The sequence below is a fragment of the Natronospira bacteriovora genome (genome assembly GCF_030848495.1).
GTDB lineage: Bacteria > Pseudomonadota > Gammaproteobacteria > Natronospirales > Natronospiraceae > Natronospira > Natronospira bacteriovora.
In genome coordinates, this window is sequence record NZ_JAVDDT010000001.1 from 450,292 (window position 1) to 476,373 (window position 26,082).

General features: G+C 61.9%; 18 protein-coding genes and 1 tRNA gene. 8 read left to right on the plus strand and 11 right to left on the minus strand.

The window, feature by feature from the left end; translation table 11 throughout:
* Positions 1-32: 32 nt before the first annotated feature.
* On the minus strand, positions 33-836 hold the full coding sequence (locus tag RBH19_RS02185) for a TlpA disulfide reductase family protein (protein WP_306727163.1): 804 nt from the start codon (positions 834-836) through the stop codon (positions 33-35).
* A 145-nt stretch (positions 837-981) separates the two neighbouring features.
* On the opposite strand from RBH19_RS02185, the gene RBH19_RS02190 reads away from it, so the two are divergent.
* The gene (locus tag RBH19_RS02190; RefSeq protein ID WP_306727164.1) at positions 982-1,728 is read left to right on the plus strand and encodes a serine aminopeptidase domain-containing protein; all 747 of its coding nucleotides are present in this window, start codon (positions 982-984) and stop codon (positions 1,726-1,728) included.
* A 202-nt stretch (positions 1,729-1,930) separates the two neighbouring features.
* Entirely contained in the window at positions 1,931-2,341 is a 411-nt protein-coding gene (locus RBH19_RS02195) for a DUF4168 domain-containing protein (protein WP_306727165.1), read from the plus strand.
* Between the two features lie 532 nt (positions 2,342-2,873).
* Here the strand turns inward: RBH19_RS02195 and RBH19_RS02200 are convergent.
* The 5 genes from RBH19_RS02200 to hemN form a co-directional block, all read right to left on the minus strand.
* Complete coding sequence (locus RBH19_RS02200) at positions 2,874-4,190, minus strand: DEAD/DEAH box helicase (RefSeq protein WP_306727166.1); 1,317 nt, start codon at positions 4,188-4,190, stop codon at positions 2,874-2,876.
* A 271-nt stretch (positions 4,191-4,461) separates the two neighbouring features.
* Complete coding sequence (locus RBH19_RS02205) at positions 4,462-6,492, minus strand: NADPH-dependent 2,4-dienoyl-CoA reductase (protein WP_306727167.1); 2,031 nt, start codon at positions 6,490-6,492, stop codon at positions 4,462-4,464.
* A 79-nt stretch (positions 6,493-6,571) separates the two neighbouring features.
* The gene (gene fnr / locus RBH19_RS02210) at positions 6,572-7,318 is read right to left on the minus strand and encodes a fumarate/nitrate reduction transcriptional regulator Fnr (protein ID WP_306727168.1); all 747 of its coding nucleotides are present in this window, start codon (positions 7,316-7,318) and stop codon (positions 6,572-6,574) included.
* Positions 7,319-7,511: 193 nt separating this feature from the next.
* Complete coding sequence (locus tag RBH19_RS02215; RefSeq protein WP_306727169.1) at positions 7,512-9,503, minus strand: pyridoxal phosphate-dependent decarboxylase family protein; 1,992 nt, start codon at positions 9,501-9,503, stop codon at positions 7,512-7,514.
* Between the two features lie 79 nt (positions 9,504-9,582).
* The gene (gene hemN / locus RBH19_RS02220) at positions 9,583-10,974 is read right to left on the minus strand and encodes an oxygen-independent coproporphyrinogen III oxidase (RefSeq protein ID WP_306727170.1); all 1,392 of its coding nucleotides are present in this window, start codon (positions 10,972-10,974) and stop codon (positions 9,583-9,585) included.
* Between the two features lie 108 nt (positions 10,975-11,082).
* On the opposite strand from hemN, the gene RBH19_RS02225 reads away from it, so the two are divergent.
* The 3 genes from RBH19_RS02225 to RBH19_RS02235 all read left to right on the plus strand — a co-directional run bounded on the left by RBH19_RS02225 (position 11,083) and on the right by RBH19_RS02235 (position 16,099).
* A complete protein-coding gene (locus RBH19_RS02225; protein WP_306727171.1) occupies positions 11,083-12,003 on the plus strand; it encodes a universal stress protein in 921 nt (306 codons plus the stop codon).
* A gap of 73 nt (positions 12,004-12,076) precedes the next feature.
* Entirely contained in the window at positions 12,077-13,264 is a 1,188-nt protein-coding gene (locus RBH19_RS02230) for an MFS transporter (RefSeq protein WP_306727172.1), read from the plus strand.
* A 279-nt stretch (positions 13,265-13,543) separates the two neighbouring features.
* Positions 13,544-16,099 carry a TonB-dependent receptor gene (locus tag RBH19_RS02235; protein WP_306727173.1) on the plus strand — a complete coding sequence of 852 codons (2,556 nt, stop codon included), beginning with the start codon at positions 13,544-13,546 and terminating at the stop codon, positions 16,097-16,099.
* A gap of 87 nt (positions 16,100-16,186) precedes the next feature.
* On the opposite strand, the gene RBH19_RS02240 is transcribed toward RBH19_RS02235, so the two are convergent.
* Positions 16,187-17,338, minus strand: a complete 1,152-nt coding sequence (locus RBH19_RS02240; RefSeq protein WP_306727174.1) for a PQQ-dependent sugar dehydrogenase — start codon at positions 17,336-17,338, stop codon at positions 16,187-16,189.
* A 696-nt stretch (positions 17,339-18,034) separates the two neighbouring features.
* Positions 18,035-18,124, minus strand: a tRNA-Ser gene (locus RBH19_RS02245).
* A 262-nt stretch (positions 18,125-18,386) separates the two neighbouring features.
* On the opposite strand from RBH19_RS02245, the gene mltF reads away from it, so the two are divergent.
* Complete coding sequence (gene mltF, locus RBH19_RS02250) at positions 18,387-19,784, plus strand: membrane-bound lytic murein transglycosylase MltF (RefSeq protein ID WP_306727175.1); 1,398 nt, start codon at positions 18,387-18,389, stop codon at positions 19,782-19,784.
* Here the strand turns inward: mltF and tadA are convergent.
* From tadA to guaB, 3 genes are all read right to left on the minus strand, one after another.
* Positions 19,772-20,233, minus strand: a complete 462-nt coding sequence (tadA, locus tag RBH19_RS02255) for a tRNA adenosine(34) deaminase TadA (RefSeq protein ID WP_306727296.1) — start codon at positions 20,231-20,233, stop codon at positions 19,772-19,774. The genes mltF and tadA overlap by 13 nt on opposite strands.
* Positions 20,234-20,409: 176 nt before the next feature.
* On the minus strand, positions 20,410-21,984 hold the full coding sequence (gene guaA / locus RBH19_RS02260; protein WP_306727176.1) for a glutamine-hydrolyzing GMP synthase: 1,575 nt from the start codon (positions 21,982-21,984) through the stop codon (positions 20,410-20,412).
* Positions 21,985-22,106: 122 nt separating this feature from the next.
* On the minus strand, positions 22,107-23,573 hold the full coding sequence (gene guaB / locus RBH19_RS02265) for an IMP dehydrogenase (RefSeq protein ID WP_306727297.1): 1,467 nt from the start codon (positions 23,571-23,573) through the stop codon (positions 22,107-22,109).
* Positions 23,574-23,759: 186 nt separating this feature from the next.
* Between guaB and xseA the strand changes: the two genes are divergently transcribed.
* On the plus strand, positions 23,760-25,139 hold the full coding sequence (gene xseA / locus RBH19_RS02270; RefSeq protein ID WP_306727177.1) for an exodeoxyribonuclease VII large subunit: 1,380 nt from the start codon (positions 23,760-23,762) through the stop codon (positions 25,137-25,139).
* Positions 25,136-26,005 (plus strand): peptidoglycan DD-metalloendopeptidase family protein, encoded by an 870-nt coding sequence (locus RBH19_RS02275; RefSeq protein WP_306727178.1) that lies wholly within the window; start codon positions 25,136-25,138, stop codon positions 26,003-26,005. The genes xseA and RBH19_RS02275 overlap by 4 nt, the downstream gene beginning before the upstream one ends.
* Positions 26,006-26,082 lie beyond the last annotated feature (77 nt).

Genomic DNA, 26,082 nt, shown 5'->3' on the forward strand with positions numbered 1-26,082 from the left:
TTGCCACCATGGGCAGGACGGGCGGCGACGCTTCAATCGGCCAACAGTCGCGACAGGGCCCGCTGCCCCATGAAACGATCCTGCTGCCGGCCGTCGGCATCAAACAGCACCGTGGTGGGCACGCCCAGAGCCTGCCAGTCGTCCAGCAGGCGGCTGCGGGGATCGAGCAGCCACTCCAGGTTGTCCGGCAAGGGGCCGTGCTGTTCATGCTGCTGCCGGTAGTCGTGCACGGTTCGGGGTGATTCCCCCAGGTTCACCAACAGCCAGCGGCTGTCGGGTTCGCGTCTCGCCGCCTCGATCACATCCGGCATCATCTGGCGGCAGACCCCACACCAGGTGGCCCAGAGGAACACCCCGGTCTTCGCCTCGCCCTGCAGCTCTGTCAGCAGCACCGGCTCGCTGTCCAGGCGCTGCAAGGCCTGCCCTTCCAGCTCGATCCCCTGTGGACGGATCATCTGAAGGGTGATCACGCCGACCACCGCCAGCAACAGGGCCGGCGTCGCGGCGGCGGCGACCCAGCGCAGGGCCAGTTGTCGTCGCGACAGGTACCAGGTGGTCACCGCCAGCAGACCGAGCACCGCACCCCAGAGGGAATAGCCGTCGCGCCAGAGGTAGAGCGCTTGCCAGGGCGCATCCAGATACAGGCCGGCATTCATGCCCACATGCAGCAGGCGACCCCCGACGATGGCGGCAATCAATGACCAGGTGACCCAGTCATTCAGGCGTGGTGCACGCCGCTGCAGCAACCAGGCCGACAGCATCAGGCTGCCGGCCACCAGCAGCACCAGCAGGCGATCCAGGGGCAGGACCAGGGGGCCAAGACTGACAGCGTCCATGATGGGCATCCGAATCAGAGGTGTCCATGACAAATGGAGCGGGATTGCCGCGTGCATTCGCCAGCGCAGGAAGAACATGATATCAAGAGCGGACATGCTACAGCGTGGAACGTAACCATCACCCCGGCGAACAAGGATGACTGACATGCGACTGATCGGCCTGATTGCCGCTTGCAGCGTGTTTTCTGCCTGCATGATCGCCCCGCCTACCGATAACCCCATGCCCGTGGAGTACGCACAGACCGAAAAGAGCGCTGATACGCTGGTCGTGTTCCTGCCCGGTCGCTTCTCTCGCGAGGACGAATTTGGTGCCAACGGTTTCTTCGACCTGGCCCGCGAGGCCGGACTGGATTCGGTCGCCGCCGATGCCCACTTCGGCTATTACCGGGAACAGAGCATTACGGATCGCCTGCATGAGGATGTGATTCAGCCGGCCATTGAGCAGGGTTACGAGCATATCTGGATTGCCGGCATCTCCATGGGCGGCATGGGGGCGGTGCTGTATGTGGACGATTATCCGGATCAGGTGCGTGGGGTCATTCTGTTCGCGCCCTATACCGGAGGCCGAGCGATGGTACGGGCCGTGGATGAGGCCGGCGGCTTGAGCCAGTGGACCGGGGAGACGGAAGCCGGTGAAGTACACGAGCGCCGGACCTGGCGCCGCCTGCAGGCCATGAGCCGGAAAGACCCGGCACCGGTCATTCTCGCCTACGGCCTCAGTGACCGCTTCATGAAGCCCAACACGCTGCTTGCCCGGAGCCTCCCGGAAGATCAGGTCTTCACGATTGAAGGTGGGCACAACTGGGCGGCGTGGCGACCGCTGTGGGAAATGATTCTGGCGGACGACCTGCCACAACGCCTGTCGACCCTGGAAACCACTGTTTCCAAATAGATCATGTCACAGTCTGCAACACGACACTCCGGTCTCGATCTGGAACAGATACGGTCTCGACAATTGTCCGCGAATTGACATCTCCCGCCCCGCGGCCCGTCATGAAGGGCTCCGGGGCTTTTTCCCCGACGGCCGGCAAACCTGGCACGCAAGCTGCACCCTCCAGACCTGAACTTCGATGTTCAATCCAACTGGAGGAATCATGACTATTCGCAAGACGCTGATCGCATTTGCCGCTACCGCTTTCGTGGCCTCCCCCCTGGCCATGGCCCAGGGCCAACCTCCGCAGCAGCAGCAACAGCAGCAGCAGGCCCAGCCGATGCCCCAGGAACAGGAGGCTCCGGAAGTCAGCGACGCACAGGTTGAAGCCTTCGTCGATGCCTATGTGGCGGTGAACGAGGTGCGCGAAGAGTACACCGAGCGACTGCAGAATGCGGCTGATCAGGAACAAGCCCAGCAGCTGCAGCAGGAAGCGAACGAGGAAATGACCGCGGCCATCAACGACAGCGGCATGGATGTCGAGGAGTATCAGGAAGTGGCCATGGCCGTGAACGCGGATGCCGACGTTCGCGAACAGGTCACCGAGATGCTTGAAGAGCGTGGTGCCTTGTAATCACGCGGTATTCCTCAGGAAAGGCATCGGGCTCTCCCCCTGCCCGGTGTGAGAGAGGCCGGGTTCCCCTCCCCGGCCACCCCCGGAAAGCCTCGCCCCCTGGGCGGGGCTTTCTTTTCAAGCAACCCCGCAAAGCCCCAGCACCAAGCATCGTTGTCGTAATCGTAGTCGTAATCGGCTTTTCGATTTTCTAATCGGTGCCTCTAGCCCTCCGAACACCAACCCCAAACACCTCGGCTCCGTTCAGGTCGTTAGTGCTTACACGGAGAACACGGAGCTTGCGAGAGTGTCGGCTTCGTTAAACCTCGCGTGTCGATGTGGGTTAATTGGCATCAGATGGCTTGATCGCGGCTGAAAGCCGCTCCCACAGCTATCTAGAACCGTGATTCCAGAAATTCATCTGTATTTATCCGTGTTCATCTGTGGCCAATAAATCATTCCACGACGAATGCCGTTGAAATCGTCTGTCTTCCACCCCAAAAAAATGGCCGGCTAAAAGCCGGCCATTCTTTCAATCAACATTCACTTGCTTTCAGCTCTTGCGCGACGGCCTGGCCGACGCCGAAGGACGGCGCTTGCGGTTACCACCGGCCGGACGCGGCTTGCGCGAACGGGCGTGCTTGGGCCGCTCCGACTTGTTGTCGTTGTGGCGGTGACCACCCGGACGGCGACGGGCACCCGGCTTCTTGAAGATCGGCTGCGGACGTTCACTCGGGTCGGGTTCAAAACCCTCGACCACCTGGCTCTCGATGCGGTTGCCCAGCAGCTTCTCAATGCCGTGCAGCAGCTTGTTCTCATCCACGCAGACCAGCGAAACAGCGACACCTTCACGTCCGGCACGACCGGTACGCCCGATGCGGTGCACGTAGTCTTCCGGGACGTTGGGAAGCTCGAAATTGACCACATGGGGCAGATGATCGATGTCGATGCCACGGGCCGCGATGTCCGTCGCCACCAGGATGCGAACCGAGCCCTGCTTGAACTGGCGAAGGGCGCGACCACGCGCCGCCTGGGTCTTGTTGCCATGAATGGCCACGGCGGACAGTCCGTCTTCGTCCAGCTGCTTCACCAGGCGATCGGCACCGTGCTTGGTGCGGGTGAACACCAGCACCTGACGCCAGTTGCCATCGGAGATGAGATGGCTCAGGACGGCACGCTTGTCGCCGCGACTGACCGGATGCACACGCTGTTCCACGCGTTCGGCCGCGGTGTTGCGAGCCGCCACTTCGATCTGGGTCGGCGTTTTCAGCATGCCGCCGGCCAGCTTGCGAATCTCGCTGGAGAAGGTGGCCGAGAACAGCAGGGTCTGACGCTGCTCGGGCAGCGTGCGGATGATCTGGCGGATGTCGTGAATGAAGCCCATGTCCAGCATGCGGTCGGCTTCATCCAGGATCAGGGTCTCGACCCGGGACAGGTCGGCATTGCCCTGGCGCAGATGATCCAGCAGACGACCGGGGGTGGCCACCAGAATGTCCACGCCACGGCGCAGGGTCTGGATCTGCGGGTTCATGCCCACCCCGCCGTAAATGGTGGCGGACTTCAGGGGCAGATGCTTGCCGTAGGTGTGCACACTCTGCTGAACCTGCGCCGCCAGCTCACGAGTGGGCGTCAGGATCAGGGCACGCACGGTGCGGCGGCCACCCTTGGGCGGTTCGGCCATGAGCCGTTCCAGCAGGGGCAGGGTGAAACCGGCGGTCTTGCCGGTACCCGTCTGGGCGGCGGCCATGACATCACCGCCGGCGAGAATGGCGGGAATGGCCTGGGCCTGAACGGGCGTAGGGGTATCGTAACCCTGTTCCTGAATGGCACGGGTCAGCGCGGCCGAAAGGCCGAAATCAGAAAAATTCATTATTTGAAAAGCTCCTGGGATGCCTGCCCACGAGCGGCCAATGGCCGTCATGTCGGGGCCCGGTCCAGGCGAAAATTAAAAAAACAAATCGGGGAAGGCCCTTGGGAGGGGAAAACCGCGAATGCCCGACGCAGACCGGATCGCGTCAGTGGCGGGCACTATAACAGAAAACGGCCCAAAGCACGCAATTTTCTGCATGGGGCGTGCCAGCCGAGCAATTGTGATCGCGGATAAATCCGCTCCTACGGTGCCAAAAGCCGGCGAAGCCGGCCTAAAGCCGGGCGGCGAGGCGGGTGCCTTCGTCGATGGCGCGTTTGGCATCCAGTTCGGCGGCCAGGTTGGCGCCGCCGATGAGGTGGGTGGACACGCCCGCTTCCGTCAGCGGCCCATGCAGTTCGCGCTGGGTGAGCTGGCCGGCGCAGAGAATCACATTGTCCACTTTCAGCACCTGTGGCTCTTCATTGACGGTGTAGTGCAGGCCTTCATCGTCAATCCGGTCGTAGCGAACACCGGCGACCATCTTCACACCGTAATGCCGCAGGGATAGGCGGTGGATCCAGCCGGTGGTCTTGCCCAGGTTCTTGCCCGGCTTGCTGGCCTTGCGCTGGAACATCCAGACCTGGCGGGCCGGCTCGTCGAAGCGTGCCTTCATGCCGGCCACGCCACCCCGCCGCTCCAGGCTCATGTCCACGCCCCACTCCCGGAAGAAGTGATCGCGATCCGGGCCGGATTCGGGATCGGGATGGACCAGAAATTCCGACACGTCGAAACCGATGCCACCGGCACCGATTACCGCCACGCGCTGACCCACCGGCTTGTTGTGCAACAGCACATCAAGATAACTCAACACACTCGAGTGATCCTGACCGGGAATGCCGGGATCACGCGGTGTCACGCCGGTTGCCAGGATCACTTCGTCATAACCCCGGGCCAGCTCCTCCGCCGACGCACGATGGCCCAGGCGAAGATCCACGCCGGTCAGCTCGATCTGGCGACTGAAGTAGCGCAGGGTCTCGTGGAATTCTTCCTTGCCGGGGATGCACTTGGCCATGTTGAACTGCCCGCCAATGCGCTCGGCCGATTCAAACAGCGTCACCGCGTGACCCCGACGGGCGGCGGTGGTGGCCGCCGCCAGGCCGGCCGGCCCGGCGCCCACAACGGCGATGCGTTTCTTTTCACTGGCCGGCCTGATCACCACTTCGGTTTCATGGCCGGCACGGGGGTTGACCAGGCAGGACGCCACCTTCTGCTCGAAGACGTGATCCAGGCAGGCCTGGTTGCAGGCGATGCAGGTATTGATTTCGTCCGGGCGCGCTTCGGCCGCCTTGTTGACCCACTCCGGGTCGGCGAGAAAGGGCCGGGCCATGGAGACCATGTCGGCATCACCATCCGCCAGCACCTTCTCCGCTGTTTCCGGCATGTTGATGCGGTTGGTGGTCACAAGGGGAATGGACACGGCCTCCCGCATCTTGCGGGTGACCCAGGTAAAGGCCGCCCGGGGCACCATGGTGGCAATGGTGGGAATGCGGGTTTCATGCCATCCAATGCCGGTGTTGATGATGGTGGCTCCGGCCTCTTCGATGGCCTTGCCCAGAGCAACCACTTCATCCCAGCTGTTGCCATCACCCAGCATGTCGAGCATGGACAGGCGATAGATGATGATGAAGTCCTCACCCACCGCTTCGCGGGTGCGGCGAACGATCTCCACCGGCAGACGCATGCGATTGGCGAAATCGCCGCCCCACTCGTCCTCGCGGGTGTTGGTGCGCGGCACCAGGAACTGATTGATGAAATAGCCTTCCGAACCCATGATCTCGATGCCGTCGTAGCCGCCGGCCCTGGCCAGGCGTGCGCAGCGGACGAAATCACGGATCTGTTTTTCCACGCCGCGGCTGCTGAGGGCCTTGGGCTTGAACGGCGTAATGGGCGAACGGATGGCCGATGGGGCCACCGAAAAGGGATGATAGGCATAGCGCCCGGCATGCAGGATCTGCATGCAGATGCGCCCCCCGGCTTCATGCACGGCACGGGTGAGCTTGCGATGGCGCGGCAGCTCCAGGCGATTCGTGAGCTTGGAGGCGAAAGGCGCCAGGCAGCCACGGCGGTTGGGCGCAATGCCGCCGGTCACCATCAGGCCGGCACCGCCCCTGGCTCGCTCCACGAAATAAGCCGTCAGTCGATCCCAGTGCCAGACCCGGTCTTCCAGGCCGGTGTGCATGGAGCCCATGAGCACACGATTGGGCAGGGTGGTAAAACCGAGATCCAGGGGCTTGAGGAGATTGGGGTACTGTTCGCTGCTCACGTTGAAGGCCTTTCTGGCAAGGTAGGAAATTCAGATTCAGGGTACTGGCCGGCCCATTACCCGTCGGTGTCCAGGCACCTCACTGCGCCTCGCCGTCATCGCCCTTGACCATGGACTTCAATGCGGTGGAATCGACAATCCGGATATCGCGTCGATCCACTTCGATCCAGCCCTCATCCTGGAAACGCCGCAGTACCCGGCTGACGGTCTCGGTGGCCAGCCGCAGGTAGTTGGCCACGTCCTTGCGCGGCATGGACAGGCGCAGATCAGAGGTGGAATAGCCCCGCTCGCCAAGACGGCGGGAGAGATCCAGCAGGAAGCCCGACATGCGCTCCTCGGCCGTGGTATCGGCCGCGCGTGGCACCATGCTGCTGATCTCCTTGCTGAGCAGACGCATGATCTGGCGCTGCAGGCCGGGAATGCTGGCGGCCAGTTCACTCAGTTGCGAAAAGGGCATGATGCAGGCGGAGGCGGTGTCCAGCGCCATGACCGAGCATTGGTGGTGATCCGGGTGGATGGCGTCCAGGCCCACCAGCTCGCCGGGCAGATGAAAGCCGATCACCTGCTCTTCCCCGTCCCGATTGATCACATAGCTCTTGAAGGTACCGGAACGCACGGCGTAGATGCTGCGCATGGGGTCACCCTTGCGAAACAGGTGATCGCCATTGTGCAGGCTGCGTGAAGCTTCAACGACCTTGTCGAGACGCTCCACTTCGCCGCGGTTGAGCCCCATGGGCACACACAGCTCCTTGAGGGAACAATTGCTGCAGACGCGCTTGAGTTCGCGCAGATCCAGTTCCCGGGCCTGTCCGGTCGCAGAAGACATGACACTCCTTCGCTGATATGCCGAGAGTCAGAACGCCGCGGAATCCACTGTGCCGATACTCGAGCGACAGGGGCGGAATCCGGGTTTCGCCTACTTTAAGCCATCCGGCATACGCAAAAAAGCCTTCCGGCCCCGATTGGGGGCCGAAAGGCGGGCTGGGTGGGCCAGAACAGCTCTGACTCCAAGAGGTTGTCTAAAGGCGGGAGAGCAGCAGCCGTTCCAGGTAGCGGCAATAGCGATCCAGGTAATTCATGCCCTCCGACGTGCTGCACAACCAGGGATTCATCAGGGTGTGGCGCAGCAGGAAGATGTAGTTGCTGCTGCGCTCCCCGTCTGCTTCAGCCGTGAAGGTGGCCGCATCCAGACCCAGACGATCGGTCAGGGTGGCCCGGGCTTCCTCACTCAGGGCGTGGTGGAAGACATTGGTGCGGGAACCGAAGTATTCGCGCATCTGGGGCGGCTGGTCGGGCACCACCCGCAGTTCCTCGTAAATTCGCCGGGCATAGCGGTTCATGGCCGGGACACTGTGATTGCCTTCCGGGTTGACGGCAATGCAGATGAGGTTGCTGTCCGGTTCGAAGGGCAGCACCAGCCGCACCTTGCCCTTCAGGCGCTCGGCGGTTTCATGCAGGCGGTCATAGAGGTACTCGGTATTGCGCACGGTGACTTCGGTGAGGCGGCCGAAGTGCTTGTAGTCCAGGGGAAACACCTGGTGCGTGACATAGGTGGCGGCAGCCATGGAACCGGGTTTGGAACCTTCCATGATGTAGCGGCCCAGATTGCGCAGCAGGGTATCGGTATCGGCCTTCTCATCCGCCTCGTCGAATACATAGGCGGCTGACTCACCCAGCAGGGCGGTGATTTCCCGGTTGCGGGCGATGAAGGCGCCCACACCAAAGGGCAGATAACCCAGCTTGTGGGGATCCACCGTGACGGTATCCACATGACGAATGGCGGCAAAGGCCTGGTGGACGTCGCTGGAGGGGAAGTAGCGGAACTGGGCGGCCACCTCCTCGCGCTGTCGCAGCCCGCCGCCGGGCTGGCGGAACAGGGTGGCCATGTAACCACCCCAGGCCGCGTCCAGGTGAATGCCGAAATCCAGCCCCTGCTTGCGCCACTTCTGGCGCAGGGCAACGATGTCGTCGATGGGGTCGATGGTGCCGTATTCGGTGGTTCCCAGAACCCCCACCACGGCCAGTACCGCCCTGCCCTCGGCCTTGAGCTCGGCCAGCTGACGATCCAGGGCCTGGGGATCCAGGCGCATGCGATCGGTGACCGGCACCGAAACCAGCTGGGCGGAGCCGAAGCCCATCAGCTTCATGGCCTTCTTCCAGCTGTAGTGAGCCGTCAGCGGCACCATGACCACCGGCGGCTTGAGCCCGGCATGGCGGCTGTGGAAATCCATCGGCCCCAGGTGCTCGATACGTGCCTGCTCCAGGCGATCCGACAGGGCCTGACGGCGCTCCGCGGGCTGCCCGCTCAGGGCCTCGGCCACGGCCTGTCGAAGCCGGATCACGGCATCCACGTCCAGATTGAACCAGGGCCAGGGATCGGGATCATCCAGGGACAGGGGGCGCCGGGTCACAGCCGCGGGGTCCACGTCCAGTTCGGGCAGGATCTCCCGCGCGGCCAGGGGGTAGTACTTGGCGGCGCGCAGGTTCCAGAGCCCCTCGTAATTGGCCACCGTGCCACCGGAGGTCAGGTGCCCCCAGGCACAGGGATGGCTGCCGGGCTGGGTGTTGAAACCCATCATCTGCGCCAGCTGGCGCCCCGCCGCCAGTTCCAGCCGCACCGTGGCGGGTGCCGCTTCCTCGGTGACGTTGTTGGGGTTGTAGAGGGTGGTGACCAGGTGGGCAATCAGGCCTGGCAGCAGCAGGTCGGACGCCATGTGACCGATGTAGCGCGGGTTGAAGAAGGGCGCGGACGTCTTCAGGCGTGCCGTAAGACGATGCAGCTCGGTCTTGGTGCGATCAACGAAATCCAGATACTCCTCGGAATGCAGCACCCGGGTCGGGATGGGCGGGGCATCCTCCGGATGCAGGTTCCGGCGCCAGTACACATGGTCACGGAAGAATTCCAGGATCAGCTTTTCGAACAGCTCATCATTCTCGCCGTAAGCACCGAGAAAGAAGGGACTGAGAAACGCTTCCAGATCGCTTGCGGGTTTCTGTGCCGGATATTCCACGTTCACTACTCCTGACAGCCGGCCCACTGATCCCGGGGGAGCAGTGGGCCAGACGTTGAATCGGTTGTTTGACGGCCCTTCAGATCACCCGGGAGAAGCGTGATTCACTCCGGCCGGGGCCGTTATAGGCATCAAAGAGCATGGCCACGTGACGCAGCAGGAAGCGCCCGGCGGACGAGACCTGGAATCCGTGACTGTCGAAACTCAGCAGTCCGTCGTCGGCCATCTGGCGCAGCATGGGGATGGTGGCGGCGAAATAACTCCAGAAGTCGATGTGATGACGGCGGGCCACATCGCGGGTGTCCAGATGGCCGTTGCACATGATGTTCTGGATCACCTGCTGCCGAATGCGATCGTCGGCCGACAGTGACAGGCCGCGCGCAATGGGCAGTCGCCCGTCCTCCAGTGTCTGCTGCCATGTGCGGATGTCAGCCAGGTTCTGGCTGAAGCTGTCACCGATCTTGCCGATGGCGCTGGCGCCGAGCCCGATCAGGTCACATTCGGCATGGGTGGAATAGCCCTGGAAATTGCGGTGCAGGCGACCCTGATCCCTCGCCCGGACCAGGGGGTCGTCGGGGCGGGCAAAATGATCCATGCCAATGTGTTCGTAACCCGCTTCCGTGAGTTTTGACACGGCCGTGGCGAACAGATCCAGACGCTCTGCTGCGCCCGGCATGGCGTCTTCATTCATCAGGCGTTGCACCGGGAAACGGTCCGGCATGTGGGCATAGCCATAGATGGAAAGGCGATCCGGCGCCAGCTCGATGACGGTGTCCAGGGTGCGGGCGAAACTCTCCGTATTCTGATGGGGCAAGCCGTAGATCAGGTCAAAACTCAGGCCGCGCGCCCCGGCTTCCCGAACCGCCGCCACCTGTCGCCGCACGCTCTCGACCGGCTGAATGCGGTTGACCGCCTGCTGAACCCTGGGGTCGAAGTCCTGGATGCCCAGCGACATGCGATCAAAGCCGATCGCCACCAGGCCGCGAATATCGTCTTCACTGACGGATCGCGGGTCGATCTCCACCGAAAACTCCCGCTCCGCTGCCGGTGCCATCTGGAAGGCCTGGCCGAGGCTGTTCATCAGCCAGCCCAGCTGTTCCAGGCTGTGGTAAGTGGGGGTTCCGCCGCCCAGGTGCAACTGGCGCAGGGTGCGATCCGGATCGAACAGGGACGACTGGCGATGAATCTCGGTGGCCAGATGGGTCAGGTAGGCATCCGCCCTGTCCTTGCGCTGGGTAATGCTGCGATGGCAGGCACAGTAATAGCAGGCCTTCTCGCAGAAGGGTAGATGCACGTAGATGGATAGATCCCGGGGAATGGGTTCTTCATTGGAGGCCGTGGCGGCTTCGCGATAGGCAGCCTCGTCAAAGGCGTCGCTGAACTGCAGCGCCGTGGGGTAGGATGTGTAACGTGGGCCACGCACATCGTAGCGCCGCATCAGATCCATATCGAACATCATGACTCGCCTCAAGGTTCCCGCAGGGGCCGAATGACAGGGCCTCAGCATAGGCGCAAAGGGCCGCGGGCCCATTGACCTGTGTCAAGGCGGAGGCAGGCTGCGGGGAACGGGAGAACTGGCATGCAAGACAGCCGTATTCACCTGGAACACATTGCCGTGCTGCTTCCGGACAGCCTGCGCCTGTCCAGGGCGGTCGAGACGGCGGTCAAGCTGGCCGAACGGGAAAAGGCCCGCCTCACGGTGCTCGTGCCGGGAAGCGAACTCGAGCGGACCCTGGCCCGGCACACCCTGGACGTGGACACCCTGGATCAGCTGGTCTCCGAGCACGATCTGGCCCGGAACCGGCACCTGGATGAGCTTCTGGCCGGTATTCGCCCGCGGGTCGCTCAGGTCAGCTACCAGGTGGTTTCCGGGCGGCGGCGCCATGAAGCCATTCTGGAGTGGATGCAGGCAAGACGGCCGGATCTGCTCGTCAAGGACATCGGCAAGGGCAGCCGCCGGGTGGCGCATCTGTTCACGCCGCTGGACTGGCATCTGATGCGCGGCAGCCCCTGTCCATTGATGCTGCTGGGGCGCGGTGTGGCGCACGGGCCGGTGGTGGCCGCCCTGGATCTGGTGGGTGCGCGGGAGAAACCGCTGTCACTGGATCAGCAGGTCATGACCTGGGGGCAATGGCTGAGTGACTGGCAGCAATGCCCCCTGCACACGGTGCATGCCTTTGAAACCGTGGAAAACCTGCGCCTGCCCTTTGGCATGGATCGCCTCATGCCGGAGGATGACCTGAAGCGGGTCGAGACGGAACACCGCCAGCTGCTGGATCGAGCGAGTGCATCGGTGAACGTTCCCGAACAGAATCGCCATCTCATTCACTCACCCCCCGGCCGCGCCATTCCCGCCCTGTGTGATGAACTGGATGCCCGAATGCTGGTACTTGGAACCGCCCGCCGGGGTCGCCTGGAAAGGCTGGTGATGGGCAGTACGGCCGAATCCATCATTCACGCTCTCGACGGTGACCTGCTCGCCATTCCCCCAATCGATTGAAGCCGGACCCATCATGCTGAAGGATTATGTCGGCCTGATCCGCCAGCAGCCAGCCTTTCTGCTGTTTGGCCTGTTGGCCGCCGCCCTGTCCAGCTTCGGACAGACTTTCTATATTGGTCTGTTCAGTGGCGAGATTCGTGACGACTTTGATCTCAGCCACGGTCAGTTTGGCCTTTACTATTCACTTGCCACATTGGCCAGTGGTTTTGCCATCCTCTGGGTTGGCCGCCTGGTGGATCGACTCGATCTGAGAGTCATCAGCGCCCTCACAGTGTCCACTTTCGGCATTGCGTCGATCATCATGGCTCTGGTGGTTCACCCGCTGTCCCTTCTCGCCACCCTTTTTCTGCTACGACTGCTGGGACAAGGCATGATGGGGCATATTGCCATAACGGCCATGAGCCGCTACTTCACTCAGGCAAGAGGCCGGGCGATCGCCATCGCTGCCAGTGGATTCCCGCTGGGTGAAGCCGTACTCCCCCTTGTTGCCATCAGCCTTACTGTCACCATCGGCTGGAGAAACACCTGGTTGACGTCGGGCCTGGCTCTTCTGTTCATCGGGCTGCCCCTTCTGTTGGCCCTTTTGCAACATCAACCGCGTCGCGATCGATTATGGCGACTGAAGCAACATCGCCAGCAACGCCCCGGGCACAGGGCTTCACAAAGGCAGTGGGCAGTCTCGGACGTACTCACGGATGCACGCTTCTGGCTACTGATGCCAATCATCCTGAGCCCGGCATTTTATGTCACCGGCTTTTTCTTTCACCAGGTTCATTTGGCGGAGGCAAAAACATGGCCATTGCAGTGGCTGGCGGCATGCTTTGCCGTGTTCGCCGCAACTCAGTTCACCGGTCTCATGACAGCTGGCTATCTCACCGACCGAATCACTGCACGACGCCTGCTGCCTTTCTACCTTCTTCCACTTGCCGGCGGCATGATCGTCATCTGGCTTGGCAACAGCATCTGGTGGATGCCGTTGTATATGGCATTGTTCGGGCTGACAGCAGGTACCAGCGCCACGATTGTTGCGGCAATATGGGCGGAAATGTACGGCACCCGTCACCTGGGCAGCATCCGCTCGATCTACACGTCCTTGATGGTATTCTCCACAGCCGCCTCGCCGTGGCTCATGGGTTCAATGCTGGATGGTGGCCTTCACATGGAAGAGCTGGCGATGCTTTCCTTTTTCTGGTTGCTGGGTGTTTCATCGCTGAGCTTTCTGCTTGGCCCGGCCTTATCGAAACGACAAAGACACGCTTGACCACTCGATTCAAGATATCAAAAAGAACAATGTCTGCCCGATACGATTAAACATAAAACAAGTATCACTGATACGACGACAAGGTATCCCATCATTCCAACTTGCATGCCGGAATTCCTCTGCCATCTTATAGGACTGTTGCCTGAAATTTTGCCCTGTTACGGCCATTACTGAAGGCAACAACTCGCATCAACAATCACTAACATGGACTATTAAGGAGCAGAGGGTATGTACTCGCACCTTGGAGGGAAGCTATTGCTTGCCGCGTCTATTGGGATAGTGTTCGCCGGAACGGGCACATCCACAACGGCGCTTGCAGACGAAACCGAAGCCCGCGACCTGGATCGCGTCATTATCACCGGTACGCGACTGTCACGACTGGAGATGGAGGAGATCAGTCCGATTACGACCATTGATCGGGCACAGATGGAACGAGAAGGCATCCAGACCACACAGGATCTCTTTCAGCGGATCCCTGCCCTGGGGGCGGGCAGTTTCACAGAAACCGGGGATTCCAATGATGATACCGGCCCGGATACCTCAGCCGCAGCACTTCGCGGCCTTGAAGCCAATGCAACGCTTGTTCTCATCAATGGCCGCCGAACGGCCAACTCCCCGTTTGCAAAAGGCATCACCACGTCGGCCGTGGATCTGAACACCATCCCCTTCGCCGCCATCGAACGCGTCGAAGTCATGCGCGATGGCGCCTCGGCGATTTATGGCACGGACGCCATTGCAGGTGTGATCAACATCATCCTGCGCAACGACATGCAGGGCGCGGAGATTCATGCCAATACCGGCATCTCCTCAAGCAGCGACGCCCAGGAAGACCGCATCAGCATGGTGTGGGGTTCAGCCGGCGGGGAGAGTCGCTTTACCACGACTCTGGACTGGTATAGCCGCGGCGCGATCTGGAAGAAGGATCGTGAGTACTCCCAGAGTGCAAACAAGACCACGCTGCATCCGGATGGACTCGATTTCCGTTCGAGCCTCGGCTCCAATCCCGGCGCCTATTTCCTGCTGGATGACGAAGAGTTCCAGCCAGACCCGGATTGCCCTGCTGATCGGCTGAATGCCAGCGGTGAGCTTTGCCTGTTCGATTACTCGCCGGACATGCAGCTGCGTCCCAATTCAGAGCGAACCAGTCTTTTCCACGTCTCTGAGTACGACCTGAGCGCCAATGCCATGATGTATGGCGAGTTCTGGGCCCATCACCGGAATAGCGAGATCGTGGGCGCTGCCACACCGAGCGTGGATGAACTGTTCATCTCGGAAGATCACCCTGACAACCCCTTTGATCAGGACGTGCGCGCCCGCTATCGCTTCACGGATGCCGGCCCGCGAGTCCAGCACCAAAACCATACCAGTCTGCGTGCAGTGATCGGTGTGACCGGCCTGTTTGCCAACCCGGACTGGGATTACGACGTGGCTGCGGGTTATACACGGCATGCTGCCGAACAGCATGGGGTGAGCGGCTTTATCAATCTCCACGATGCCCAGGCAGCGTTGGATGACTTCAGCTACAACCCCTTTGGGGCAGAACCCAATGATCAGGAAGTCATCGACCGGATTTCGACCCGGACCACACGCACCGGTGTTTCACGGCAATCCTTCCTGGATGCCGGCGTCAGTGGCCAGTTCGGTCTGTTGCCGGGTGGACGCATTGGTCTGGCCGCTGGCCTTCAGTACCGGGATGAGTTCATCCGGGACATTCCCGATTACCAGTTCCGGACCGGCCAGATCATCGGCACCGAAGCCACCCAGGCGGAAGGTGGCCGTGATATCACCTCCGCTTACGTGGAGACTGCCCTGCCGGTCATGGAGAACATGAATATCCAGCTGGCCATGCGGCATGATGACTACTCCGATTTCGGTACCACCACGAACCCGAGAATCGGGATCAGCTATCAGCCCACGGAACGCCTTGGCTTCCGTGCCAGTTATTCCGAGGGCTTCCGTGCCCCGAGCATTCCCGAGATCGGGCTGGGAGCCACGGAGGAAAGCCCCATTCTGGTGGACACCACTCGCTGTGAACTGACGGGTGATGACCAGGATTGCGGGCCGACCGAGTATATTGTCCGCTTCGAGGGCAACCCCTTCCTGGAGCCGGAAACCAGCGAAAGCCTCAACTTCGGTATCGTCGCGGAGCCGCTGGACTGGATGTCGGTGAGCCTTGACTACTGGAAAATCCGGCACGAGAACCTGATTGCCTCCGACACCCAGTTCATCCTGGACAACGAGAATCAGTTCCCCGGTCGTGTAGTGCGCCTGGATCCCACGGCCCAGGAGCAGGCCGACGGTATCCCCGGGCGCATCGATTTCATCAACGACACCTTCCTGAACTTCGGCATGCAGGAAACCGATGGTGTGGACCTGGATGTACGCATTCAGTGGGAGCAGTTTGGCGGCGCAATGAGCCTCAACACTTCCGCCACCTATGTGCTCAGCTTCGACCGCCAGCTACGGGAAACGGATCCCGTCCGCGAGTTGGCTGGTACGTTCGAGCGGCCCAAACTGCGCGCTGTGTCACGCCTCAACTGGGACACGTCCCAATGGGGCTGGACCCTGGGTCTCCGCCATGTGGGTTCCTACAGCGAGCGTTTCGATGGATTCGGCCTGCATAATGTCCTTCCGGATCGCAGCGTAAGCTCCTGGACGGTACTCGATGCCTCAGTACGCTGGCGTGTTGCCGAGAATTTCGACGTCATGGGCCGAGTGCATAATCTGCTGGATGAGGATCCGCCCTTCCAGCGTGGCAACATCTGGGGTTATGACCTGAGAAACCACGACCCGCGCGGGCGTTTCATGAGCGTGGCCGCAAGCTATCGCTTCTGAAACCTCGAGACAGTCGGGCAAGCCATTGCCCGAGGTAAAAAAGGGCGCACCCTCGGGGTGCGCCCTTTTCACTTCTGCCCGCCAGGTTTATCGGGCCGGCTCGATCCGGTACAAAGCGGCATCCGACATGTCGTTCACGATGTAGATGTACCCATCCGGGCCCTGCCGGACATCGCGGATGCGACCGATCCGTTCACGCAGCAATTCCTCCGCGTGTACGACGGTTTCATCCTCGATCACCAGGCGCAGGATCTTCTGGGGACGCAGGCCACCGGCCAGCAGATTGCCCTCCCAGTTGGCAAAGCGATCACCATGAACCAGGGCCAGGCCGGACGGTGCCAGAGTGGGGAGGAATTCGAATACCGGGTCCACCATGCCTTCCCGGTGACGGGCTTCAGCGTGGGGGAACTTGTCCTCGGTGCGATAATCCCGTCCAAGGGTGGCGGTGGGCCAACCGTAGTTCTTGCCCGGCTCGATCAGATTCAGCTCGTCACCACCGCGGGGGCCGTGCTCGGTAGCCCAGATCAGCCCCGTCTCCGGGTGCTGGACGATACCCTGGATGTTGCGATGGCCGTAGGACCAGATTTCCGGCGCATAGTCGTCATCGCCGACGAAGGGGTTGTCGTCAGGCACACTGCCATCATCGTTCAGGCGCACAACGGTGCCGGAATGATCCAGGGTGTCCTGTGCCCGTGGCGGCTCAGCCCCCCGATCCCCGATGGTCATCATCAGGGTGCCATCGTCCAGGAACAGGATCCGGGAGCCGTAATGGCGGCCGGGAGAGGTGTATTCATTGGATTCGAACAATGCTTCCACGTCCACGAGTCGATTGCCCTCCAGGCGGCCACGCGCCAGGGCGGGGACGGTGCCGTCCGAATCACCCTTGGAGTAGGTCAGATAGATCCAGCCATTGCTCTCATAATCCGGGTGGACCACCACATCAAGCATGCCGCCCTGATTGGTCGCGAAGAATTCCGGCGTACCTTCCACCCGCGTCTTCTTGCCCTCTTCGATCAGGTACAGGCCGTTGGGACGCTCGGTAACGAGAAAACGGCCATCCGGCAGGAAACCAACAGCCCAGGGATGGCTGAGACCGTCCACCAGCTTGACCAGGCGAATCTGCTCGTATTCGGTTCCAATGCTTGATGCCACCACTTCCCTGGCCTGGGCCTGGCCGGCCGCAAGGGCGATCGCCGTCGACAGGCCCAGCAGCAAGGAACTCCGCAATGCGGTTTTCATGGTGCAACCTCCTGATTTTTATTCTGAAATGGATTCGAGGGGAAAATGCAGGATCGCAAGAACCTGTGAACTGTGACAGACAGCATAGCTGATGGTTCGTATTCCTACCGCCACTGACCGAAGGGGTGGTAGGAATGGCGATTTGTTCGAAAAGGGTTCTCATCGGGCCTCCCTCTCCGCCACACGAAAAAGGTTCTTCGCGGAAAAGCGGGGAGGAAGTTCGGGCGTGGTGGCCGGGGCGGGTCTTGGTGGCCCTGCCCAGAACGCGCCGTGAATACGTCCCTGTAGGCTCGAGGGAAACATCCCTGTTTCCCACGGTTCTGGGCAGGGCCACCAAGACCCTTTCCAGAGCGGTGATTCGGCGGGTTGGTGGGGGCGTGACCGGAAGCGTAAGGGGAACCACTGCCCGCTCCCACCAACCCGACGCCCCTAACCGCTCGGCGCCCCCCCCCGCTTTTCCGCGAAGAACCCAAAAAAAAGCCACCCGGTGCGCCGTACTGGTTATTCACCTGGTGCCTGCTCGACCGTGGGGATTGCCAGGCGCATCCCTGCGCCTGGCCCTCCGCTTCGCTCCGGGCTCCGCGCATGCGCGCTACGCGACAAATCGCTCCCGGCGATTTGTTCGAAAAGGGTTCTCATCGGGCCTCCCTCCCCGCCACACAAAAAAAGCCACCCGATTGGGTGGCTTTCCTTGTGTGGCGGAGAGGGAGGGATTCGAACCCTCGGACCCCGCGAGGGGTCAACGGTTTTCGAGACCGCCCCATTCGGCCGCTCTGGCACCTCTCCGGAAAACATTTGTCCAAAAACCGCAAGTCACCCGCTGGCGTCGCCGTTGGTCGGTGCGCCTGCCCCGACAATCGCGGGAAGTAGCGGGCAGCCCCCGCTTCGGGGGACAATATGGTCATCCTCCCCCAATCAGGGGGTTGAGGACGGCAACCGGAAGCCGCAGATTCTAACAAAGGACCGGGGCTGGCGCGAATGATATCCGTCTCTCCGCCCCTGGGTTATTACATAAGTCCGTATTCGGAAAAGGAGCACTCACACAGGCATGCGCGCCATCATCGCCACCGGACTGGCCCTGATCCTGGGCACCTGCTCCCTGCCTCCATCCCTGCTGGAGCAGGTACAGGCCCGTGGTGAGCTGCATGTCCTGACGCGCAACAGCCCCACCACCTACTACCTGGGCCCGGAGGAGCCCACCGGACTGGAATATGACCTGGTACGCCTGTTCGCGGATCATCTGGGCGTCGAACTGCGGGTGACCGTACCCGATGGCCTCGGGGCGATGTTCAGCCAGCTGGAGCAGGGAAAGGCCGATCTGGCCGCTGCCGGCCTGTCAGTCACCGACGATCGTCAGGAACGGATTCGATTCGGGGCACCCTATCACGAAGTTACCCAGCAGCTGGTCTATCGATTCGGCAATCCGGCTCCCCGGGCTCTGGATGAGCTGGACGGTGTTCTCAAGGTGGTGGCCGGCAGCAGCCACGAGGAGACGCTCAAGAAATTGGCGCAGGACTATCCGGATCTGGCCTGGGAGGCAGTGGACGGCCTGGAAAGCGAGGATCTGCTGATTCAGGTCGCTGACCGGGAACTGGATTACACCATTGCGGATTCGGTGGATCTCAAGATGAACCGCCGCTATTACCCGGAACTGCGCGCTGCCTTTGATTTGGCGGAACCGGAGCCCATCGCCTGGGCCTTTCCACCCGGCATGGATGATTCCCTACGGCGGGCGGCCGACGACTTTCTGGCACGCCTGGAACGACGCGGTACCCTGGCGCAGATTCGGGACCGGCACTTTGGTCATACCGAGCGTTTCGATTACGTGGGCACACGCATCTTCATGCGCCACATCGACAACCGCCTGCCGACCTATCGACACTGGTTCGAGACCGCCGCGGACGACTATGATCTGGACTGGCGCCTGCTGGCGGCCATCGGTTACCAGGAATCCCACTGGAATCCGCGCGCTGTCTCACCCACTGGCGTGCGCGGCATCATGATGCTGACCCAGCGCACGGCTGGCGACATGGGCGTCACCAATCGGATCGATCCTCGCCAGAGCATCTTCGGCGGTGCACGCTACTTCAACCGGGTTCATGATCGCATGCCCGACCATATCGAAGAGCCCGACCGGACCTGGATGGCCCTGGCTGCCTACAATGTGGGCTTCTATCACCTCATGGACGCCCGCATCCTCACCGAACAGCACGGCGCCAACCCGGATCGCTGGCTGGACGTTCGGGATCATCTGCCATTGCTGAGCCAGCGTCAGTACTACACCCAGACGCGCTATGGTTACGCCCGTGGCCGGGAACCGGTCATTTATGTGGACAATATCCGGCGCTACTACGACATCCTGGCCTGGCTGATGCCGCAAAACGGTGAAGCGGAAACGCTGGTGGAAGGCGAGGAAGAAAGTGAAACGGACGATCAGTCCGGCTGATCACTCCCGTTTCGGCCGGCCGCCCGTTTCGCCCGAAAGAATTCACGCAGCACCCGGCCGCATTCCTCGGCCATGACCCCGCCCTCGACTTCGACCCGGTGATTGAGCCGGTCGGTACCCAGTATGTCGAACACACTGCCCGCCGCACCGGTCTTGGGATCCGCTGCCCCGAACACCACCCGGGCAATGCGTGCATGGATGATGGCACCGGCACACATGCTGCAGGGTTCCAGTGTGACGTAGAGCGTGGCACCCCCGAGGCGATAATTGCCCTGCCTCGCGGCCGCTGCCCGGAGTGCCGCAATCTCGGCGTGGGCGGTGGGATCGTGCAGGCTGATGGGGGCATTCCAACCTTCACCGATAACCTCGCCATCCTGGACGATTACCGAACCGACCGGCACTTCGCCCGCGGCCTCGGCATGGCGGGCCAGCTTGAGAGCATGCTGCATCCAGTGCTGGTCGATGGGATCGCCGGGATTCAATCTTCGACTCCGTGACAGAAAATCCGTTGTCGTTGTCGTTGTCGTTGTCGTTGTCGTTGTCGTTGTCGTTGTCGAAAGATTATGGCACCCGTCGATTACGACTACGATTACGAGGGCTGATCGGACAGGCTTGTCCGATCAGCCTACTCCCATTCGATGGTCGCCGGCGGTTTGCCGGAGATATCGTAGGTCACCCGGGAAATGCCCCTGACCTCGTTGATGATGCGGCGTGAGACGTGGTCCAGGAAATCGTAGGGCAGATGGGCCCAGCGGGCGGTCATGAAGTCGATGGTCTCCACGGCACGCAGGGCCACCACCCAGTCATAACGGCGACCGTCCCCCATGACGCCCACGGAACGCACGGGCAGGAAGACGGCAAAGGCCTGGCTGGTCTTGTTGTAGAGGTCGTGATTCCAGAGCTCTTCGATGAAGATGGCATCAGCCTTGCGCAGGATGTCAGCGTATTCCTTCTTCACTTCACCCAGAATGCGCACACCGAGGCCCGGGCCAGGGAAGGGATGCCGGAAGAGCATGTCATGGGGCAGGCCCAGTTCCACGCCCAGGCGCCGGACTTCGTCCTTGAACAGTTCACGCAGGGGCTCGATCAGCTTGAGCTTCATGTGCTCGGGCAGGCCACCCACATTGTGATGGGACTTGATGACCTGGGCCTTGCCGGTCTTGGAGCCGGCGGATTCAATCACGTCCGGATAGATGGTGCCCTGGGCCAGCCATTTCACGTTTTCGATCTTCGCGGCTTCCTCGTCGAAGACTTCGATGAAGGTGCGGCCGATGATCTTGCGCTTCTCTTCCGGGTCTTCAACGCCCTCGAGGGCGGAGAGGAAACGATCCTCGGCATCCACGCGGATGACATGAACCCCCATGTGCTCGGCAAAGGTGGCCATGACCTGATCACCCTCGCCCAGGCGAAGCAGCCCGGTATCCACGAATACGCAAGTGAGCTGATCACCAATGGCCTTGTGCAGCAGAGCGGCCACCACGGAGCTGTCCACGCCGCCGGACAGCCCCAGCAACACGTGATCATGCCCCACCTGTTCACGCACCTGACTGACCTGGGTCTCGATAATGTTGTCGGACTGCCAGTCAGCGGCACAGCCGGCGATGTCGTGCAGGAAACGCTCCAGGATGCGACCGCCCTGGGTGGTGTGGGTCACCTCGGGATGGAACTGAATGCCATAGAAGCATTTTTCTTCGTGGCTGATCACGGCATAGGGGGCATTCTCGGAGCTGGCCACCACCTCGAAGCCCGGCGGCAATTCCGCCACCCGGTCACCATGGCTCATCCAGACGTCCAGACTGGGGATGCCGCCGCTTTCAACATGATCTTCAATCCCTTCCAGCAGACGACTCTTGCCACTCACCCTCACCCGGGCGTAGCCGAACTCCTGTTCATCGCTGGATTCGACACGGCCACCCAACTGGGCGGACATGGTCTGCATGCCGTAACAGATCCCCAGCACAGGCACGCCCAGTTCAAACACCGCCGCCGGTGCGCGCGCCGTATCCTGTTCGGTCACGGAAGCCGGGCCACCGGAAAGAATCACGGCACTGGCGCCAAACTCGCGAATGGCCTCATCACCCATCTCGGGATCATGTATCTCGCAGTACACTCCCAGTTCGCGCACACGACGACCGATAAGCTGGGTGTACTGGGATCCGAAATCGAGAATCAGGACTCGATGGGCATAGATGTCGCGCATGGCTGGATTTCCTTTTGGAAATCAGGAACAAGGAGCAAGGAGCAAGGAGCAAAAGGCCCAACAGTGCCACTTTGGCAAGTCTGTCGGTTTTCGCTCCCTGCTCCCTGCTCCCTGCTCCTGAATTATTCCGTTCTGTAATTCGGGGCTTCTTTGGTGATGGTGACGTCGTGGACATGAGATTCCTTGACGCCGGCACCGGTGATCTTCACAAACTGTGGCTTGGTGCGCATTTCCTCGATGGTGGCGCAACCGGTGTAGCCCATGCTGGCGCGCAGTCCCCCCATCATCTGGTGCACGATGGCTCCCAGCGGGCCCTTGTAGGGCACCCGGCCCTCGATACCTTCCGGCACCAGTTTCTCCACTTCCTCGGTCTTGTCCTGGAAATAACGATCGGAAGAGCCGTGACGGGACGACATGGCTCCCATGGAACCCATGCCGCGGTAGGCCTTGTAGGAACGACCGTGGTAGAGCTCCACCTCGCCCGGTGATTCTTCCGTGCCGGCAAACAGGCCGCCGATCATGATGCTGTGGGCACCGGCCACAATGGCCTTGGCCAGATCGCCGGAGAAGCGCACACCGCCATCGGCAATCAGGGGAACGCCGGTGCCTTCAAGGGCCTTGGCCACATTGGCCACGGCGGTGACTTGGGGCACACCCACACCGGCCACCACGCGGGTGGTGCAGATGGAGCCGGGTCCGATACCCACCTTGACGGCGTCCGCACCGGCCTTGACCAGATCCTTCGCCGCCTCGGCGGTCACGATATTGCCGCCGATGACCTGTACCTCCGGATACTGCTTCTTGATGCTCGCCACCCGATCCAGCACACCCTTGCTGTGACCGTGGGAGGTATCCACCACGATCACGTCCACTCCGGCGGCCACCAGGCGCTCAACACGCTCGTCGGTATCGCCGCCGGTTCCCACGGCCGCGGCACAGCGCAGGCGACCCTGATCGTCCTTGCAGGCGCTGGGGAAATCGGTGGCCTTCTGTATGTCCTTCACGGTGATCATGCCGCGCAGCTTGAAATCGTCACTGACCACAAGAACCTTTTCGATTCGGAACTCGTGCAGTTTCTCAAGGATCTCTTCCCGGCTGGCCCCTTCCTTGACCGTCACCAGTTTGTCCTTGCCGGTCATGATGGTTGTGACCGGAGCGTCGTACCGGGTCTCGAAACGAAGATCGCGACTGGTGACGATGCCCACCAGCTCTTCACCGTCCACCACCGGCACACCGGAGATACCATGCCGACGGGTCAGTTCCATGACCTCGCGGATACTGCGATCGGGGCTGACCGTGATGGGATCCTTGATGACACCGCTTTCGTATTTCTTGACGTGGCGAACCTCGGCGGCCTGCGCCTCCGGCGACATGCTCTTGTGAATCACGCCGATGCCGCCTTCCTGGGCCAGGGCGATGGCAAGACGGCCTTCGGTGACCGTGTCCATGGCCGCGGAAACCAGCGGAATGTTGAGCGTGATGTCGCGGGTGAGCTTCGTGCCCAGGCTGACCTGGTGCGGCAGAACCTCGGAATGTGCGGGCAGCAGCAGAACGTCGTCGTAGGTGAGGGCTTCTTCGGCGATGCGGATCGACATGGGTGCAATTTCCCGAAACTTGTGTCGATTGAACCGGCGGCGGGACCACCAGCGAGAAAGTTAATCGGCGAATTATACGCGTCCTGGCGGCATGGGGTAAAGGCGGCGATCCGCGCTCCCACCGGCCTTGCGCTGGCGGCAGGCGCCGTAGTCCGATCACGGCAATGGTAAACTGACGAAATGAGCCGATCACTGCTGCAACCGCCGGACCCGGCGGAAATCTGGACCGTCTCCCGCCTGAACCGGGAGGTTCGCTTTGCCCTGGAACAGGGCTTTCCGGCCCTGTGGATCGAAGGCGAGATCTCCAATCTGGCCCGCCCCGCTTCAGGCCATCTGTATTTTTCCCTGAAGGATGCCTCGGCCCAGGTTCGCTGCGCCATGTTCCGGCCCCAGCAGCGCAGCATGCGCTTCCGGCCGGAGAACGGGGAAAAGGTTCTGGTTCGGGCCCGCATCGGCCTGTACGAGGCACGTGGTGAGTTCCAGCTCAAGGTGGAAGCCATGGAGCCCGCCGGCCTGGGGGCCTTGCAGCGGGCATTCGAGGAGCTCAAGCAGAAACTGGCCGCCGAAGGCCTGTTTGACGAGGCCATCAAGCGTCCACTGCCGGCCATGCCGGAACGAATCGGCGTTATCACCTCCCCCACCGGCGCGGCCATTCGCGACATTCTCACCACCCTGAAGCGGCGCTTTCCCCTGGCCGAGGTCGTTGTCTACCCCGTCCCCGTGCAAGGCGAGGGTGCCGGGCAGAAGATTGCCCACATGCTTGCCGTGGCCGGAAGACGGGCCGAGTGCGATGTGCTCATTCTGGCCCGTGGCGGGGGCTCGCTTGAGGATCTGTGGGCCTTCAATGAAGAGTGCGTGGCCCGCGCCCTGCGCGCCTGCCCGATCCCCGTGGTGGCCGGGGTGGGCCATGAAGTGGATTTCACCATTGCCGATTTTGCCGCTGATCACCGCGCGCCAACACCCACTGGCGCCGCTGAGGCCGTCAGCCCGGATGCCGGCGAGTGGCGTCAGCGTCTTGATCGTCAGACCCAGCGCATGATGCTGGCGGTGAACGGGCACCTGCAACGGGCCCGCGAACACTATCGCGGCCTCAGGCGTCGTCTTGCCCTGCGCCACCCCGGGCAACAACTGCAGCAACAGGGGCAGCGCCTGGACGAGATGGCCCTGCGCCTGACACGCCTTGTCCGGCGTCAGCTGGATCATCAGGCCCGGCAGTTGAATCACCTCGGTCAGCGATTGCGGGCCGCCAACCCCGGCCAGCATCTCCAACGCCGCCGTGACCGCCTGGCGGAGATTCGTCGCCGACTGGGGCAGGCCATGCAGCACGGGCTGCAGGATCGGCGGCAGCGCCTGCAGAGCAGTGCCCGGGCCCTGAACACCGTCAGCCCGCTGGCCACCCTCGACCGGGGCTATGCCATTGTGCAGCGGCCGGATGGCGGTATCATCCGGAGTGCTGGCGAGGTGATGGCCGGGGACGAGATCACCGCCCGGCTGGCCAGAGGCCGAATCAGCGCCCATGTCATAACCGTGGATCAGGATCAGGACAAGGAAAATTCATGATGATGAAACGGATGTTCTCCGCCGTTACCCTGCTGCTGACGGTGGTCGCGGCCGCGGCCGCCACCGCCCATGAGCTACCCCGCCACAAGCCGGTTCCCGGCGGTGTCGCGGTGATCGACCTGCCCGGTGACCGTGGCGGCCGCCCCGAGGTTCGCTACCGGGATCGCCAGGGCCTGGTGGTGCCCAACGGAGATGATTACCGGGCCATTCTCGGCATCCCCCTGGGCACGTCACCCGGGGAACAGCGCTTCGAGGTTCGCTTCCCCGATGGCGAATCCCTGCAGAAGCGCTTCCATGTCGAGCCCAAGGAATATGCGGAATCCCGTATCACCATTGCCGATGAACGCCTGGTCACACCGGACGCGGAGGCATTGGAGAGAATCAATCAGGAACGGCCCCGGATTCGGCGCGCCCTGGCCACACACAGCGAGGCCGACTCGGTACCACTGGCCTTTGCTTTGCCCGTGGAAAACGTGGAGACCAGTCCCTTCGGCCGCCAGCGCTACATCAATGACCAGCCCCGCAATCCCCACAGCGGCATTGATATCCGCGGCGCCACCGGTACCCCCATCTACGCCCCCGCCCCGGGCCAGGTGATCGAGGCCGGCCATTTCTACTTCAACGGCAAGACCGTCTTCCTCGATCACGGCGAAGGCCTGATCTCCATGTTTGCTCACATGGACGAGATCAAGGTATCGGTCGGCGATGAACTGGACACCGGGGAATTGGTGGGAACCGTCGGCATGACCGGCCGCGTCACCGGCCCGCACCTGCACTGGTCGGTGTCACTGGGCAACACCATGGTCAACCCCCGCTATTTCCTGATCGACGAATCGCCCCTCGATCGCCGGGAAAACGCGGAGTGATGAAAAAAGCGCCGCGAAATGGACGCAAAATAGACGCGAAATAAGGAAATGAAAATGAATTAGCCACAGATAAACAC